General features: G+C 45.1%; 13 protein-coding genes and 2 pseudogenes. 9 read left to right on the top strand and 6 right to left on the bottom strand.

Annotated elements, in window-relative coordinates; all coding sequences use genetic code 11:
• The first annotated feature begins 63 nt into the window (after positions 1 to 63).
• The 6 genes from moeA to UA76_RS15345 all read left to right on the top strand — a co-directional run bounded on the left by moeA (position 64) and on the right by UA76_RS15345 (position 6,309).
• Entirely contained in the window at positions 64 to 1,299 is a 1,236-nt protein-coding gene (gene moeA / locus UA76_RS15370; RefSeq protein WP_047047908.1) for a molybdopterin molybdotransferase MoeA, read from the top strand.
• Positions 1,300 to 1,308: 9 nt separating this feature from the next.
• Positions 1,309 to 2,064, top strand: coding sequence for a molybdopterin-synthase adenylyltransferase MoeB (gene moeB / locus UA76_RS15365; protein ID WP_047047905.1), 756 nt, complete (start codon positions 1,309 to 1,311; stop codon positions 2,062 to 2,064).
• Between the two features lie 304 nt (positions 2,065 to 2,368).
• Positions 2,369 to 4,501 (top strand): LruC domain-containing protein, encoded by a 2,133-nt coding sequence (locus UA76_RS15360; RefSeq protein ID WP_047047902.1) that lies wholly within the window; start codon positions 2,369 to 2,371, stop codon positions 4,499 to 4,501.
• A gap of 5 nt (positions 4,502 to 4,506) precedes the next feature.
• Positions 4,507 to 5,007, top strand: coding sequence for a hypothetical protein (locus tag UA76_RS15355; protein ID WP_047047898.1), 501 nt, complete (start codon positions 4,507 to 4,509; stop codon positions 5,005 to 5,007).
• 63 nt (positions 5,008 to 5,070) lie between these two features.
• Positions 5,071 to 5,463: a hypothetical protein gene (locus UA76_RS15350; RefSeq protein ID WP_052772070.1), complete on the top strand. Its 393-nt coding sequence runs from the start codon at positions 5,071 to 5,073 to the stop codon at positions 5,461 to 5,463.
• A 12-nt stretch (positions 5,464 to 5,475) separates the two neighbouring features.
• A complete protein-coding gene (locus tag UA76_RS15345; protein ID WP_047047895.1) occupies positions 5,476 to 6,309 on the top strand; it encodes a sulfurtransferase in 834 nt (277 codons plus the stop codon).
• Positions 6,310 to 6,371: 62 nt separating this feature from the next.
• Here the strand turns inward: UA76_RS15345 and UA76_RS15340 are convergent, their stop codons facing one another.
• Positions 6,372 to 7,667 (bottom strand): glycoside hydrolase family 18 protein, encoded by a 1,296-nt coding sequence (locus UA76_RS15340; protein WP_047047893.1) that lies wholly within the window; start codon positions 7,665 to 7,667, stop codon positions 6,372 to 6,374.
• A gap of 412 nt (positions 7,668 to 8,079) precedes the next feature.
• Between UA76_RS15340 and UA76_RS22575 the strand changes: the two genes are divergently transcribed.
• A complete protein-coding gene (locus UA76_RS22575; protein ID WP_052772069.1) occupies positions 8,080 to 8,505 on the top strand; it encodes a lipocalin-like domain-containing protein in 426 nt (141 codons plus the stop codon).
• A gap of 116 nt (positions 8,506 to 8,621) precedes the next feature.
• Here the strand turns inward: UA76_RS22575 and UA76_RS24825 are convergent.
• Both UA76_RS24825 and UA76_RS15330 read right to left on the bottom strand, forming a co-directional pair.
• Positions 8,622 to 8,759 (bottom strand): annotated as a pseudogene (locus UA76_RS24825) (sugar-binding transcriptional regulator); the annotation flags it as partial.
• A 116-nt stretch (positions 8,760 to 8,875) separates the two neighbouring features.
• Positions 8,876 to 9,706, bottom strand: a complete 831-nt coding sequence (locus UA76_RS15330) for a hypothetical protein (protein ID WP_047047890.1) — start codon at positions 9,704 to 9,706, stop codon at positions 8,876 to 8,878.
• A 472-nt stretch (positions 9,707 to 10,178) separates the two neighbouring features.
• On the opposite strand from UA76_RS15330, the pseudogene UA76_RS25700 reads away from it, so the two are divergent.
• Positions 10,179 to 11,875, top strand: a pseudogene (locus tag UA76_RS25700) (alkaline phosphatase family protein).
• A gap of 180 nt (positions 11,876 to 12,055) precedes the next feature.
• Here the strand turns inward: UA76_RS25700 and UA76_RS15320 are convergent.
• Positions 12,056 to 12,910 carry a hypothetical protein gene (locus tag UA76_RS15320; RefSeq protein ID WP_047047886.1) on the bottom strand — a complete coding sequence of 285 codons (855 nt, stop codon included), beginning with the start codon at positions 12,908 to 12,910 and terminating at the stop codon, positions 12,056 to 12,058.
• Positions 12,911 to 13,028: 118 nt separating this feature from the next.
• Entirely contained in the window at positions 13,029 to 14,063 is a 1,035-nt protein-coding gene (locus tag UA76_RS15315) for a DUF1214 domain-containing protein (protein ID WP_052772068.1), read from the bottom strand.
• Between the two features lie 143 nt (positions 14,064 to 14,206).
• Between UA76_RS15315 and UA76_RS15310 the strand changes: the two genes are divergently transcribed.
• Positions 14,207 to 15,142, top strand: a complete 936-nt coding sequence (locus tag UA76_RS15310; protein WP_162198956.1) for a LysR family transcriptional regulator — start codon at positions 14,207 to 14,209, stop codon at positions 15,140 to 15,142.
• A gap of 115 nt (positions 15,143 to 15,257) precedes the next feature.
• On the opposite strand, the gene UA76_RS15305 is transcribed toward UA76_RS15310, so the two are convergent.
• On the bottom strand, positions 15,258 to 16,289 hold the full coding sequence (locus tag UA76_RS15305) for a DUF1214 domain-containing protein (protein WP_052772066.1): 1,032 nt from the start codon (positions 16,287 to 16,289) through the stop codon (positions 15,258 to 15,260).
• Positions 16,290 to 16,452: the final 163 nt, after the last annotated feature.

Below are 16,452 nucleotides of genomic sequence, written 5' to 3'. Positions count from 1 at the left end.
TTCCTCATCAACACCACGGTGTTGATCGATAGCCAAACAATAATAACGAATTAGGAATAGACCATGGGCTGCTGTGACGCACCTGGCTTAATGCCAATTGAAGATGCAATGGATAAGATGCTCTCTCGCATCACTCCAATTAAGACCACTTTATCGCTTCCCCTTGAGCAAGCCATTGGCCATGTATTGGCCAACGACGTACGATCACCTATTTTTGTGCCGCCATTCGACAATTCGGCTATGGATGGTTATGCCATTCGTATTCAAGATCTCAACAAGAGCACCACTTTACCCTTACATGGCAAATCTTTTGCTGGCCAGCCTTTTGAAGGTGAATGGCCGGAAGGTACGTGTATTCGCATTATGACTGGCGCCAAAATCCCACATGGTTGCGACGCTGTCATCATGCAAGAAAATACCCAAGTAACTGATAATGGTATCTTGTTTAACCAGACAGATGTGAAACCACAAAATAATATTCGCCCAACGGGTGATGACATCAGCCAAGGTGACATCGTATTAGAGAAAGGGGCGCGTTTAACACCACGCGATATTCCAATGATTGCATCGCTGGGAATCAGCCATGTCGATGTGCTTAGAAAACCTAAAGTTGCTTTCTTCTCAACGGGTGACGAACTAAAACCCTTAGGCACACCACTAGAAGAAGGTCAGATTTACGACAGCAATCGCTATGGTATTAAGCCTTTGATTGAAAGCTTTGGCTGTGAGGCGATTGACCTTGGCATTATCCCAGACTGCGTTGAAACATTAAAAGCAACATTTGAGAAAGCACAAGACGTAGCTGACGTGGTTGTTACTTCCGGCGGCGTGAGTGTTGGTGAAGCGGATTACACTAAAGACATTCTAGAAGAACTCGGCGAGATTGGTTTTTGGAAGCTGGCGATTAAACCGGGTAAACCGTTCGCCTTCGGTGCACTTGAAAGTGCATGGTTCTGCGGCCTACCAGGTAACCCAGTTTCGGCAATGCTGACTATGTATGTGTTGGTGCAGCCAATGCTGGCTAAATTAGCTGGACACACTCAATGGACAGCACCTGAATCGATTCCTGCAATCACAAAGACGGCCTTCAAGAAGTCACCGGGCCGAACGGATTATCAACGTGGTATCTACAACCTCGAGAACGGTCAGTTCACAGTAGAAACAACCGGTAATCAAAGCTCTGGCGCATTTCGCTCTATGAGCCTAGCGAACTGCTTTGTGGTTCTTGAACGTGAGCGCGGCCGAGTTGAAGTAGGTGAAACCGTTCAAATCCAACTGTTTAACCATACCCTGTATTAGGAGCGCGTGTTGGAAATCCTATCAGATGAAGAGATGCTTCGTTACAACAGGCAGATAATACTCAAGCAGTTCGATTTTGAGGGCCAAGAAGCGCTCAAACAGAGCTCAATCCTCATGCTCGGTGCTGGTGGTCTTGGCTGCGCTGCAGGCCAGTATCTAGCAACTGCTGGAGTAGGACACATCACGTTAGTGGATGACGATGTAGTCGAGCTATCGAATCTGCAACGCCAAGTGCTCCATTCCGACAGCACCATTGGCGTTAACAAGGTTGAATCGGCGGCGAACTCGCTAACCAAGCTCAACCCTCACCTCAAGGTGACTCAAATTGCAAAGCGCCTCGATGATAGCGAGCTAGATTCATTGATCGCCGCCCATACTTTGGTTGTGGATGCGAGCGACAATGTTGAGACTCGCAATCAACTGAATCGTCTGTGCTTCAAGCACAAGACTCCGCTTGTCTCTGGTGCAGCCATCCGCATGGAAGGCCAAGTTAGCGTGTTCACCTATCAAGACAAGACGCAGCCTTGTTACCAATGCTTGAGTGCCCTATTCGGCTCACAAGCATTAAGCTGCGTTGAAGCGGGTGTGATGGCACCTGTGGTTGGAATCATTGGTGCTATGCAAGCAATGGAAGCCATTAAGGTCATTGCAAATTACGGCCAATCATTAGAAGGGAAACTCTTAATCTTGGATGCCCTTTCTATGTCTTGGCGTGAAATGAAGTTGATGAAGATGGCAAATTGCCCGACATGTTCATCGGACTGACCTTCAATCCCTTATCTCAGCAGGCTTACTCCGGACAGAATAGTCCGAACGATAGAGTATAAAGAATCAAATGCAGCGCTCCGGCGTTGCTTGTTTGTAGTGTTTAACTGACCCTTTCCTATTCCGAAAATCAATTTTCAAAATAAGAATTGATACTAAAATATCATTCTCGCTCTGATTGTCATAATGAGAAATACGCATAGCGCCAAACATTTTTCTTAATATTCAAGAGATTAAATATGGCACACTCCTTGTAATAACCAATGTAGGAATCGTTTTTTAACGTCATTGGAAGGAGAACATTATGAAGAAGGTCACCCCTCTCATTATTATGGCAGCATGCGCGCAATACGTGTGGTCAACGTCTGCATCCGCAGCACCATTCGACACCTGCCCGAGCAAAGCCTATCTGTTTCAAGCCAACCCGGTTCAAGTTTATGGCGTTAATCTTGTGACTGGACAATACCAGTTGTTAGAAGGTGACACTGGATTGAACGCCAATATTAACGGTGTCGGTTTCGACTTCGAAGACCGCTATATCTATGGTTACAATACCTCTAATAAGACACTTGTTCGTCTAGGTAAAGACTTTCAAGCCGAAACATTAAATGCGTCAGGACTTCCGTCAGACCATACATTCTACGTTGGTGATGTCTACAACCATTTTTACTACCTGTACCGTCAAGGAAAAGGACTTTTCAAGGTCGATCTATCACCGCTTGATTCCGATCCATCTGCCACATTAATGGTAGAGAAAGTCACATCCACTGCCTCCGTCCGTTTAACCGATTTCGCTTTTCATCCGGGTAATGGAAAATTGTATGGTGTCGATAACAATACGGGTGGCCTATACGAATTCGATACTGAGGTTGGTGGAGAAACCTACATTGGTAATGTTGGTGTTACAGGCACATTTGGCGCTGGCTACTTCGACGTAAACGGATACTACTACATCTCTCGTAACTCTGACGGTCACATTTTCCGAATCGATTTATCCGATGAAGACGAAATTGCAGCAGGCAATGTATCAGCGGTCTTGTTCGCTCACGGCCCGTTTTCGAATCAAAACGATGGCGCTCGATGTGCAAACGCTCCAGTGATTGATGAGGATTCAACAATTGATTTCGGCGATGCTCCAGACAGCTATCTGACTTTACTTGATTCAAATGGTCCCCGTCATGCGATTGGGTCGGGTTTCTATCTAGGCTCGGTTGCGCCAGATGGCGAAGGGGATGGCTTGTTAGCGCCACTCGATGACAATAAAGCCGGATTTGCCGACGAAGACGGTGTTGGGTTTGTTACCGCAGTGGAAGCTGGCTTGAATACCATAGTTTCGGTACAAGCTTCGCAGACTGGTTACCTTTCAGCTTGGATCGACTGGAACAAAGACGGCGACTTTGCAGATGCTGGTGAACAAGTTGCCTCGGATGAAGTAATGAGCGCAGGTTCAAACACCTTAACCATCGCCGTACCTGCAGACGTAACAATGGGCTCAACGTGGAGCCGATTCCGATTTGCTGAGCAATCTGGTCTTGATTACTTCGGCGGCGCAACCACTGGCGAGGTTGAAGATCATCCTGTGTTAATTACACAAGACGGTATAGCCGTACGCCACTACCCTAGCGAGTCTGGTTACGCGACTGTCGCATTTGAAGATAACTGGCCACATACGGCAGATTACGATATGAACGACGTTGTCATCCGTTACCGCGTCACTGAGACGATTCAGAATGGCCGTGTTGCTCGCAGTGTCATTCAAGGATATCTTGCCGCTTATGGGGCTGACTACCTCAATGGTTTTGCTCTCCATTTAGGCGGTTTACAGCGCAGTGATATTAACGAACTGCTAACGACTCAAAGCCACAACGGCGAACTTCTCGCAAGCAGCGGCCTAGAAGCTGACTCTGATGAAGCGATCTTTATCATTTCGGACAACCTAGCCACAAAAACACCGGGAGAATGTAGTTTCTTCAGGACAGTCCAGTCGTGCCAAGAAGCCATCACCTTCTCGTTTGAACTCGACATCACAACAAACAGTGATGCTGACACTAGCACCTTAATGGGCATGCCTTACGACCCATTCGTGTTCGGTACTCCAGGTCAATATCATGGTGATGGCCTGCCTCTTCACCCTGGTCGAAGCCTAGAGATCCATCTATCTGATTATGCACCAACCAGTCAATTTGATGACATCAATTTATATGGTGTTGGCGTCGATGCGAGTGACCCAAGCTCTGACGTTTACTTTAAAACTAGTCAGAACCATCCGTGGGGGCTTTTGATTCCAAACGAGTGGCAATGGCCAAAAGAGCGTGTAGATCTCGTCAATGCCTACCCCGAATTTGCCACTTATGCTGAATCTGCGGGTCAACAAAGCCAAGACTGGTACCTACCTGAAAATGCTAACACTGATAAACTTTACCAAGTGCAGGAGTAATCATCATGAACGCTAAAATTATCACACTCGTATTGATTGGTGCCCTTACTGGTTGTGGCGGCGGTGGTGGCGACGAAGGCGGTAGCGCCGGAGACTCTGGCTCGACAGGTGATGGTGGCACGCCAACACCCGTAAGTTCTGGAAGCGATGTTGCGGCAGTATCTGAAACGGAAGTGGAACTGCGTACAATGAGTGAACTAAGCATCCCTGATGGCTTTAGTTTTAACCCTGTGATGGGACACAAGTTTGACGTTGATTTAAGTTCTCTCTCAACAGACCGAGCTTACATCTCGATCTACAGCGAGTTCACTCAAAATTCGGACGGGACTTATACGCCAAATTACAATAGCCGTGTGACCTCTTCCTCACTCAGTGCTGGTGTTGCAAGCTTAGATTTCTGTATATCAGAAGCGCAAGAACAGGTTCTGGCAGAGGTTTGGTATTACGATGGCAGTGAGCCAGTTCAACAAACCTTCACTCAAGCCGACACATATTGGGTTTGGTAAGACATCAAAACTCAGTCAGATGTACATTGACAATAACTCCGGCAATCATAAAGATAGAGCTTTATGGTTGCCCTTTTTGATTCAATGAATAATCCGAAGATATACATCTCTGCGCTGCTCGCATCCATGGCCTTCCTGTATTTATTACTGCAGTACATGCCAGATCAGCGAAATGGATTTGAATATCGTGGCAAAGTAATCAGCAATACACTCACTCAGTCTCTGGATGGCCATCGTCGCTATCTCACCGTCTACCTAATACAAGACCAATTAGATATTCAACAAGGCGCCGCTGAAGTTAAGCATATCTATCGCGTCAGCGTCCCGCCGACTGAAGATTGCCCGGCAGGAAGTACCGCCATCATTTCAACTCAAAGTATTTCTGTGGATGAAGCGAGCCATTTTAGGTTAGTAAAATGCTTTGAAACCGCGATAACCACAGACACAAAAGGCTAAATAGGAAAAGATATGAACCCTCTAGTCACCCCTCAATGGGTCTGGGCCCGCAAGGATGATCCAAAGCTGGTTATTCTCGATGCTAGCATCAATTTTCAGATTCCTGGCGAAGTAGAAAAAGACACGCAAAATATCATCCCGAACTCAGTTCGATTTGATTATGACGCCGTATTTTGCGACCCGAATTCTACTCTACCGCACATGATGCCAACTCAAGAACGCTTCAACCAAAATGCTCAAGCATTTGGAATCAATAACAATTCCATCATTGTGGTTTACGATAACAGCGGGACATTTGCATCACCTAGAGCATGGTGGATGCTTAAAGCCATGGGACATAAAGACGTATTTATCTTAGATGGTGGCCTAACTGAATGGAAGAATGAAAAACTCCCTGTTGCCCAGCAATATGTGGATGTTAACCAAGCAGGTGATTTCACAGGCAAGCTCAACGAGGCTTATTTCGTTGACTCTAAAGTCGTTTTAGAGAAAATCGAAGACAGCTCTAGCCTGACAGTCGACGCCCGCTCACAAGCGCGCTTCAATGGTGAAGTTCCTGAACCAAGAGCCGGTGTTCGTAGTGGTCATATTCCTAACTCATCTTGCTTACCGTTCGCGACTCTAATTGACCACCATAAAATGAAATCGCCCGAAGAACTTTCTAAAATCATCAAGAAACAAAACTATAGTGAGCAGCAGGAACATTTCATCTTCAGCTGTGGATCTGGCGTTACCGCGTGCATTGTTTTACTGGCTCATTATCTGTGTGGGTATAATTCGTTGTCTGTGTACGATGGTTCTTGGACAGAATGGGGGCAAGAATCGAGTTTGCCGATCGAGAAATAGTTCCTCTAGTCTTACAAAAAATGAGAGGCCGCTATGCGGCCTCTTGTCGTTCAAAAAAGACGTTACTTATTCATTTCTTTATTCATCACTTCCACCAGCTCCCCTGTTGGGTCCCCTGAAAGCTCCCAAGTAAAGATGCCGCCTAGCTTAGCGGATTTTGCCCACTGGGCTTTCGCTTTAATTGAGCGTTGGTCTTCAAATGAAATAAACACTTTTTTCTCTGGATTCCATAGGTACGGCGCTTGCGCTTTCTCGTCATACTTGTATTCATAGCCTTGCTTATCACCGTAGTTGTTTACAAGATCCCAGAACATAAAGTAGCCATTCTCTCCCGTACCAAACTGGGCCCCTTGTTCGGATACCAAATCACCCTTGATGTTGTCGCCATCGAAGTCTTTAGTACCCTGCCAGCCACGGCCATAGAACGCTGCGCCAATGACCAATTTCTCACTAGGAATACCATGTTCAATCATTTGATTAATGAACACATCACTACCCATTCCCCACCAGCTGCCGTCAGTAGCATGTAGGTTAGTCATATGACCTGTTTGCTGACCCCAACCACCTAGATAGTCGTAGGTCATGGCAAACATATTGGTTAAATAAGGACTAGCAGCTTTCCAGTCAATTTGCGCTGCTTTAGCCGCAACACCGACAGCGGTTGAAAGCTCATAGTCGCGGCTGGTTTTCTTGGATAATGCATCAAGGTCGCCACGAAGAGTCTTCACTAGGAATGTGAACGCATCGCGCTCTGACGCTTTTTGCTCATCCGACAGTTTGGTATCTGGATTCCAAGGAGAAGTCGTCAAACCGCCACCTCCTGGGTATTCCCAGTCAAGATCAATACCGTCAAAGAAATCGTACTTAGCGATTAATTCGGTCGCCGTTTTAGAGAAGTGTTTCATGGCTTCTGGATCTTTAGCCATGGCATGAAATGGTTCAGACATTGTCCAGCCACCGAACGAAGGTAGAATCTTAATATCAGGGTGGTCTGTTTTAAGTTGGGCTAGCTGAGCAAAGTGTCCTTTGTAAGGCACATCTACCTTCACATCACCAAAATCAACGTCTAACGCCGATTTCGCATCCACCAAGATAGCAGTAAACGGGTCTTTGCCTTCGCACTGCTCAGCAACCATTGCTTGTACCGCTTCACTCGCGCCGGTATGAGGGCCACACATACTCAGAAACGCGTAGATAATGTGAGTAAGGTTTTCAGCTGGAATATCTTTAACCGTATAAGGGTTAGCTTCGTTCTCGTATTGCCAATCAGCAAAATAGCCGGCAACAACGTTCGCTTGTGTAGGGACAGATAGCGTAGCAGCAACGGAAAGGGCTAAGGTAGTTAGTGTCTTTTTCATTATGACCTCCATGATAGTTACTAACAAATTAGTCGACATGGATTATTTCGGCGGCTGAACATAATCGCGTTTCGAGTCAGTTCATACAAACATGATCATCGTTGCAATAAATTACAAAACTGGCAATAAATCATATATATAGCTAGCACTTTAGTTGATTCTCCCCCTTAAACATAACACTTTCTAATCCTTGTAAATCAATCCGTCTGCGGTGTGGTAGCCTCCATGGCGTCTAAATGTTGCGACCTCATTAAAAGAGCTTAAGACACAAACCCAAGTCTATGCAGATCTGAGTTAGTATCGATGCCTTAGGAAAAGATATTTGTAAATATGCAATTCGAGATTCATTACTCCGTCGATAAATTGAACTCGCTGATAATAAGATCAAACCATCGCAAAAAGGAAACGTAAAATGAACAACGAACATCTGCTAGGAGAATGGCAGCTTGTCGATGCTTACATGACTGTCGAGGGAGAAACTAACCAAACCTTTGCTGCAAATCGCACTATGGTTAAACTCTTTACGCCAACACATTTCAGCTTCTATTCTAAAGAAGCCAATCGCCCCGCATTTAGCACGGAAGTGACTGACGAAGAAAGGCTGGCAGCAAGTAAAACGTTAGATACTGGTGGTGGCACTTATCAACTGATTGGCGATCAATATACTGAAAACGTTGTCTACTGCACTTATCCTAATTATGAAGGTAAATCGATCACCTTCACGGTCACCATCACTGAAAATGAACTAATCCAAGAAGGTGTGTATCCACTTAAAGAGTTAGGCTTTGGTGATCAAGACGGTTATGTAAAAGAAATCTATCGTAAGGTTAACCCATAAATCTTAAAAAACCGGCTATTACATCAGTCGGCTTTTTTTGTCCTACCCTGTTGAATCTACAATGATTGGCAGAACTACATCGATCACTTCATTTTTTCATCAAGGTTGAGCACGGTCAACGCGCTACTCACACTGCGCGCCAAATCGTGTGTCTGTTTTACAGTGCCATTTTGCATGAATGCGAGTTTTTGCTCGCGGTTTTCAGCATAAGCAGGCGCATAGAGTTTTTCCGAACTGCCACCATCATACTGTTTCTTACATTTTTTCAGATAGTTGCAATAACTCTCTATTCCTTGGGCATTGACGACTCAAGGGTAAACTCCAAGCGACATCTGCATCAATTCGGACACAACTCACCCAATCGAACCCTTTACAACTGCCAGTTAAAACCCAAATGAATACTCGCCTCGTCACCGCGAATATGCCCCTTTGAACTAAAAAGATCGTTGATTTCCTCTGCTTTCATGTAGTGATACTTTGCCTTTAGATAGATATCCATCGGTTGCTTTTTAGCCTCCACACGAAATCGATGAATTAGTGAAGATTCAAACACATCTAGAGCAACACCCGATATCGACTCAGCAAGCAAAAAATGGAAAGCAGTATATTCTTCATCGCCCCATTTATAGCGACCATACAGATTAGCTGAAACCAATTGTGCAGAGTCACCGCCAATCATCGAGTCCACATCGTGTGTTTGCACTATCGCTTTTCCCTTCCCAACTGAATGCCCTTGCCATGCGGAACTTTTTGCGCGATTGAACAACTTAGCCGTTTCTTCAAGGTCTAAGTCTGCATACACAAAGTTAATGGAGGGGAGTAACGTAAGATGACCTCTTTCAGGAAGAGACGTTAAAAAATACCCTGCGGTATACAGTTCTGCTTCAGGTACCCGATTTTTATCAAAATATATACCGCCACTACTTGGGCTAAAGATACCGATACTGGTTCGAATGTCCTCACTTTCCTCTAGGTATTGACTTACATTAACAACCTCAAGCCCTAATCGATCTTCAACCGTGTCCTCAGGTAATGAAAATTCGAGTTTCACCTTCTGTATTCCATCTTGAGTATTGGTCTCAGCTTGAATCAACAGTGGTTGCTTGGCAAACGTGCGGAGGCCAGCACTGACGCTACTCGAAGCGACTAAACTCATTATCAAGAACGTAAGTTGAACAGGAATGACTAAAAACGATTTCATGGCATAGCTCAATTTGAAGGGCTTCCATGCACCGTTGCATCAACATATATAGCGGGGACGAAGCTAAGACTTTATGCCGCTCATTAGTGATTGGCGCTCTTTCTTGCTGAAAATAAAAGTGTGGACCAAATAGGTTGTTAAAATCAGTAGCATTATGAAACTTCTTAATTTCGTTGGTTCTTCCATGCACTAAAGCTCCCTCTCGGTAACCTGTTCTAGCCTTATATTACTTTCATAGGGCTTTAAAAAGCTTACCGATTAGGTTGTAACTTATTGTCTTTCCATCGTAATTCCCAATGAATTTCGTTACCAATAAGTATTCCAATAATTCCCTGCTAACCATCTTTTTTTTCAATGAATCCGTCATTATCATTAACTCAAATGGATTTAACGAATCACACATGGACAACACAATATTTGGCTGCTGTAGCTAAAAACAGTGGCTGCAATTCCACTTTGAATGTTGGACACCATGACTACAAACAAACACTTACTAAGCGCTCTGATCCTGAGCTCTTGCTTAACACCTGCGGTTGCCGATGAGCCAGCCAATTCTCCAAAATTAATCCTGCAAGTGACTGTTGACGCTTTGCGCGGCGACCTACCTGAACGCTACCGAGCTAACATGGGTGAGCACGGTTTCGCCTACTTGCTTGACCAAGGCATTCACTATGCCAATGCACACTATCAACACGCGAACACCGAAACCATTGTCGGTCATGTTGCTCTTGCAACAGGTGCGCCACCTTCGATGAACGGTATGGTCGGTAATGTATGGTACGACCGCGGATTAAATAGAGCGGTATATAATATTGAAGATCCAAATCAATCTGAATTGGTAACGGCCAATTCTGGTGGAGATTCTGTGCAACTTGACGATACTCAGAACACAGCGCAAGGCAATGGTCGCTCCCCAATTAATATCCACTCTTCAACCTTTGCTGACGAACTCATTAAATCGACTAACGGTCAGTCGCGTGCATTTGCCGTGTCTTACAAAGACCGTGGTGCGGTGTCGATGGCAGGTGAGCTTGGCAAGGCATTTTGGTTCTCTAATTCAACAGGCGGTTTTGTCACTAGCGACTACTACTACGACGATTACCCTAACTGGGTGGCAACTTGGAATGAAAGTAACTTCATTGAGCGTTACAGCAACCAACGGTGGGAACTCATGCATGACCGCGAAAACTACCTTTTCGCCAATGAAGGCAACGTCGATTTCAAAACTGAGATCGGTTCATTTAAGCGATCTTTCCCATACCCGTATGGGCCAGCAAGCTACCCATACTTCACAACAATGCTGAGTATGAGCCCAGCCAGTGATGAAATCACTGCCGAATTTGCGAAAACACTCATCAATAACGAAAACCTGGGTAACAACGGTCACACGGATTACCTCGCGATTAGTTTTTCTGCCAATGACTACATTATCCATGTCAATGGGCCTTCAAGTTTAGAAGCTGAAGATGGTTTGCTTCATTTAGACGCTGTGCTGGCTGACCTTTTCGCTACGTGGATGAAAAAATCGGAATTGAAAATACATTAATCGTACTTTCTGCTGACCATGGTGCACCCGATGCCCCTTCATATGTTTCCAACCACGGCCCAACAACGACCACCGTATTTGGTGCGGAAGCTTTACGCTCAAAAGGCTTGTTTGAGAAAACGCAGCAAAAATTTGGCGTTGGAGAAGAGGTTTACCTGTCGTTTGAAAATCCCAATTTGTACCTGAATCACGATATCATCGCCGAAAAAGAAATTAACATTGCTGAGATTCAACAGTTTATTGCACAAGAGCTCTCTCTGATAGACGGTGTAGATAACGTGTTCACAGCGAGCAACATCGAACGTGGCGATATGCCTAATACCCGTATCGCGAAAATGGTAGAGAATAATTACTTCAGAGGCCGTTCAGGTGATCTCTATTTAGTGTTTAACCCAGGTGTTTACATTAATGCTTTCGATAGCCTAACCGTTGCCTCTGTGCATGGCTCTCCATGGCGTTATGACTCTTTTGTTCCTGTGATTTTTGCTGGATACGGTCTCGAAGGACAAAAAGTTCACCGCGAAGTTGCTCCTTACGATATTGCACCAACCTTGTCTGCGCTGTTAGGGATAACGTTCCCGTCGGGTTCTACGGGTGAAGTACTCTCTGAAATCGTCAAATAATCGATTTCGGTTTATCCTTTAACCTAACGAGATAACACTGGAAAGGCGCAGCGTCATTCGACACTGCGCCTTTTATTGTTCTCGAAAATGTTCAATATAAAATGACATCCCTGTCATGCTCGTTCTAAAAGAATAGAACAAACAAACCCCTATTACCGCACGAACTCAATTCAATAGCCGTTAGAAACGCCAATCAAAGCCGATCGATACCTTTGCCTCTTCACCACGTAGATGCTCTCTGCCTGGAAGATCCTTCAGCTCATTAATTTTGATATTGGTGTATTTACCCTCTAGGTAGATATTAAAGATCGCATCACCGACCTGCGTTCTTACCCCTTGTAATAACACCAAATCAACCATTTCCATTTCTACCCCGCCGTAAGTAGAGCCACCGAATGCTTGAAACACGGTGTAAAACGTATCATTCCAAGGCTGTAAACCGTAAAGATTCACCGAGGCCATATGGGCATCACTTCCTCCTAACACATGCTCGACATGTGCAGGGCCGACACCCTCTAAGGCGCTCATAATTCCCGTTTGGCCTGTACCCGTTGAATAACCCTTAAGTTGGTTCGGAACATCAGTCCCACGGATGTTTTGTGCTATCTGTTTGGTATCAAAATCAATGTACGAATAATTAACTGAAGGGAAAAGCATGGTTTTTCCATTGGTCGCAGTTAACGGTAGCATGTATCCACCTGTGTACATGTTTGTCGTGTCGGTGAGATAAACATCCGCATAGACACCACCAAATCTTTCGTCAAAGTTTGCAAGCCTAAAACGAAAGTCTTCTGACTGAGTGAAGTACTCACCTATCATGATGGTTTGCGTTTGATATTCCCCGCCACCATATAAGTTGTCAAAACCGCCGCCCGCAACTAACTTAATTTCGCCATTATCGTCTGTTGCTATCCCTCCGCGCCAAGCGGTGTTGCGCGGATCGGCGTCATGCACCTCTGCCTCCGTTGCAACTGCCATACCCGATGTACTCAGGGCGGCTAAACCTAAAGCGATAAGAGACTTATTCAGTGTCATATTCAGTGCCTTTTAAATTTGTTGTTCAGGCACATCCCTGTGCGAGTTTCCATTCGAAATATAGGCGTGCGCTGAACCAATATTCAGCACACCATGGTTCTTAACTGCAAAGAGAAAGTTAGATTTTTGTGATTGTAGGCATCACGTATTCGCCGTCTGTGATGGATTGCGCTGGCTCATACACACGCATTAGTAGGTTCCAACCTTCCGTTGTATCTAAACGGTTAGCGACATCGCCACAAGCCTCAACGTTGCCATAATGCATCGTAAATGTGCCGTCTGTGTTCATTTCGGCCACTTCACTGTTGATGTTGTTGTAATCCGAGAACATATAACCTGCATCGTTATAGACGGTAATCGACCAAAATGCCTTGTTATCAGGCACTGGGTAAGTCGCGGTGTAACATGCATCTGCCGATTTGTTCGGCGCTTGAGCGATATAAACCGTTTCAGAACTTGGGAATAGACCCCAAGATGTCGCCACTGCCATGTTGTGACCTTCAAATCGGTCGACTGAACCGCGCGCACCTTGCCAATCCGTCGGGTATTGAGTAATGGTGTCACGCATAGCGTGTTCATAGTCCGCTCGCATATCTAGCATGCCCTGCCAGTCCCAGTTGACCATTGGTTTGGGCTCCATACTGCCAGATTCGATTTTCACTCCCGCTAATATTTCTCGTGCAATCGCAATATCTGCTTCATCTTGCGCATCAAACAACTGAATACGTGGGATAGCCACGATGTAACGTGTGTCTGCTTGTTCATCAAACGTATGGATCGTGCCAGAGCCTTTCAAAATGCCAACGGTCTTGTGCTCATTATCTAAGAGGTAAACCGACACATATCGGTTCTCGTCATGCTCTGGGATCGTGATGCTAAAGCCTTTTAACGTATCAACCTGAGCCCCGGCATAGAGAGTGTCTCGGTTCATGCGTGGAACTGGCTGGTTGTCCGTTGGGGTGGGTTCTGAATAAACCAAGCCCACATTCATTCCACCTTCTTGATAAAAGCGGAACATACGAGCGTCCATTTCAGCTTCAACAAAGTTCTGTTTTGTAACTGGGATTGCAGCCTCTTCTGCTACTGCAGCGCCGCCTGAAAATAGCGCAATCGTCATACCCAATGCAATCGGAGATAAGGTTCGTTTAAGCATTAAAAGTTCTCTCTATTTTTATTACCCTAACGGGCTGTTTCACTTGATAAAGTCACTTTAGCTCAGTTAACATCGCTCCCAAATGGAATTGGATTCTTTTTCAAAAGTCCCAGATGGAATTTCTTACGAAGAGAGAAAATGAAATGAAAGATGAAGATATGTTCCAGTTCGACTTCAATGGCATCAAGGTACTAAAGGTCCTTGGAGAAGAACGGAGCACCAAAAAAGCCGCAGAGCGGCTATTCATTGGGCAATCCGCTGTCAGTAAGGCGCTAAAGAAGCTTCGCATACAGTTCAATGATCCTCTTTTTACTCGTAAGCTCAATACACTCGTGCCTACGCCAAAGTGCGAAGAGATTCTTCAGCAATTGCCCAGCCTACTCGACAACTTCAACAATCTCTTCATTGATAAACAAGCTTTTGAACCCTCAACACTGGTTGGTTCCATTAGAATCCATATCAATGCGACTCTTTGCTTTCCGATCATGGATGCTATATTTCAAAGACTCACGTACGAAGCACCTAATGCCACTATCCAGTTAGAAAACTGGTCTCATCATACAGAGCAAGCTATCAAACAAGGCTTGGTTGACCTCGGGATTAACTTTTTCCCGCTTGAACTGTCAAAAGAGATCATTCAAACCCCAATATGCAGCCCCAAGTTCAAGCTGTGTTGCAGTAGCCGCTCTCCTCTGGCAAACATAGAAACCCCTACAATTGATGATATCGCCGATTTACCTTATGCGCTGATGGTGATGCCCAACTACACGACGAAAGGAAACTACCTAGAAGCATACCTCAGGCAAAAAGGCTACCAGCCAACGGTAAGGTTAAGATCAGACAAAATGCATGTCTGTTTAAATGCAATCCAAGAACATGATTGCGTCATGCCTGTCAGTGAGATCGTAGGGCCAGCTCTACCTAGCGACCTAATATTGAAAGATATCAGCCATTTCGAAGACATCAACCATTATCAAATCAGTCACTTTATCTCGTATCGGTTACGCTCAAGCGCCCACTCTCAATGGCTGGCACGTATTGTTGAAGAGGTTGTGTCGGGTTTGGTTCCAATGCCGTAAGTGAGAAAAATTCAACTCTCTATTTTCCAGCACCTACAAAAAAGGCCTACTCATAATGAGTAAGCCTTTTTCGCTTATTTGCTATTTAACGCCTAATTAAGCTGCTAACTATCAATTAATTAACTTTAACGAACTCCGCTAGCTCGTATGCGTCAATGTGCTCCATATCTGGTAGGTATATACGCATGTTAATTGAGATATCATCCGTAGGGATGTGCAGCAGGTTCGCAACTTCACCACATGAGTCAGTGTTACCGTAGTGAATCGTAAACGTACCATCTTGATTAAATTCGATATCTCGGTCCGCAATGGTTGAGTATTCATCTGTCGCAAGGTACTGGTTTTCGTCATACATTGTGATAGAGAAGAACCCCATTTCAGGATCAGTAATCACTGGCTTGTCGTAAGTCGCTGTATAACAAACATTCTTATCAAGGTTGTACTCAGCCACTTTGTAGCTTGCGTGTGCATCAGGCAACAACCCTGTCGAGATTGCCACACCACGGTTACGTGCATCTTGGTCAACAACAATGCCTTCAGAAAGATTTGACATCGCGTTTGCAATACCTTCTGTCTGAGCGATGTTTACCCACTTTTGGTGCATCGGCCCAAATGTATCCATATCCCAGTTTTGTACTTGGAATGGCGTAGGCTCGTAGCTTGCGTCAACGTATTCGAACACATATTTGTCTTGGAGTGCATTCGCCTCCGCTACGTCAGCAGCATCAGACGCATCAATCTGCGTACGAACAAAAAAGTTGATGTAGTCAGACGTCGCATCAGCTGCAATAATGTGTTCACCTGCACCATAGAACACTTCTACCGTGTCGTGGTTGTGGTTGATAACGTGCAGTGACGCATAGCGGCCATTAAGCTCAGGCAAAGTTACTTTAATATCAGAGCGAGCATCTGCAATCACGAAAGAGTAAAGCGTGTCACGGTTCATCATTGGTGCTGGTTGAGCATCTAAATCAATAGGAGCACGGTGGTGGTTCCACGCATTTGCAGCGCCGTTGCTCGCTTCTACGTTCATTGCTAGGTCGTGCATCGCTAAAGAGTAATTCTCTTCTGTTACGGTAATAGGCTCAGCAGCCATTGCCGTCATTGATGTACACGCTAGGAGTGTCGCTAAAATTGTCTTTTTCATAGTTGTTACCTTCAAAAAAGACGTCCCTGTCGTCGCCCACTCAGCTAAGCAGCAAAAAGAGCGAGCAAATCTTAAATTACGTGAGTGTTGTGTAGAGTAAAAAGGTGGTCAGGATTACTAGAAACGCCAGTCAAAACCTACTGAAACTTTCTTATCTTCTGTA

Origin of the sequence: Vibrio mexicanus (genome assembly GCF_001012815.1) — a bacterium.
Lineage (GTDB): Bacteria > Pseudomonadota > Gammaproteobacteria > Enterobacterales > Vibrionaceae > Vibrio > Vibrio mexicanus.
This window is presented reverse-complemented; position numbering and strand designations above follow the sequence as displayed.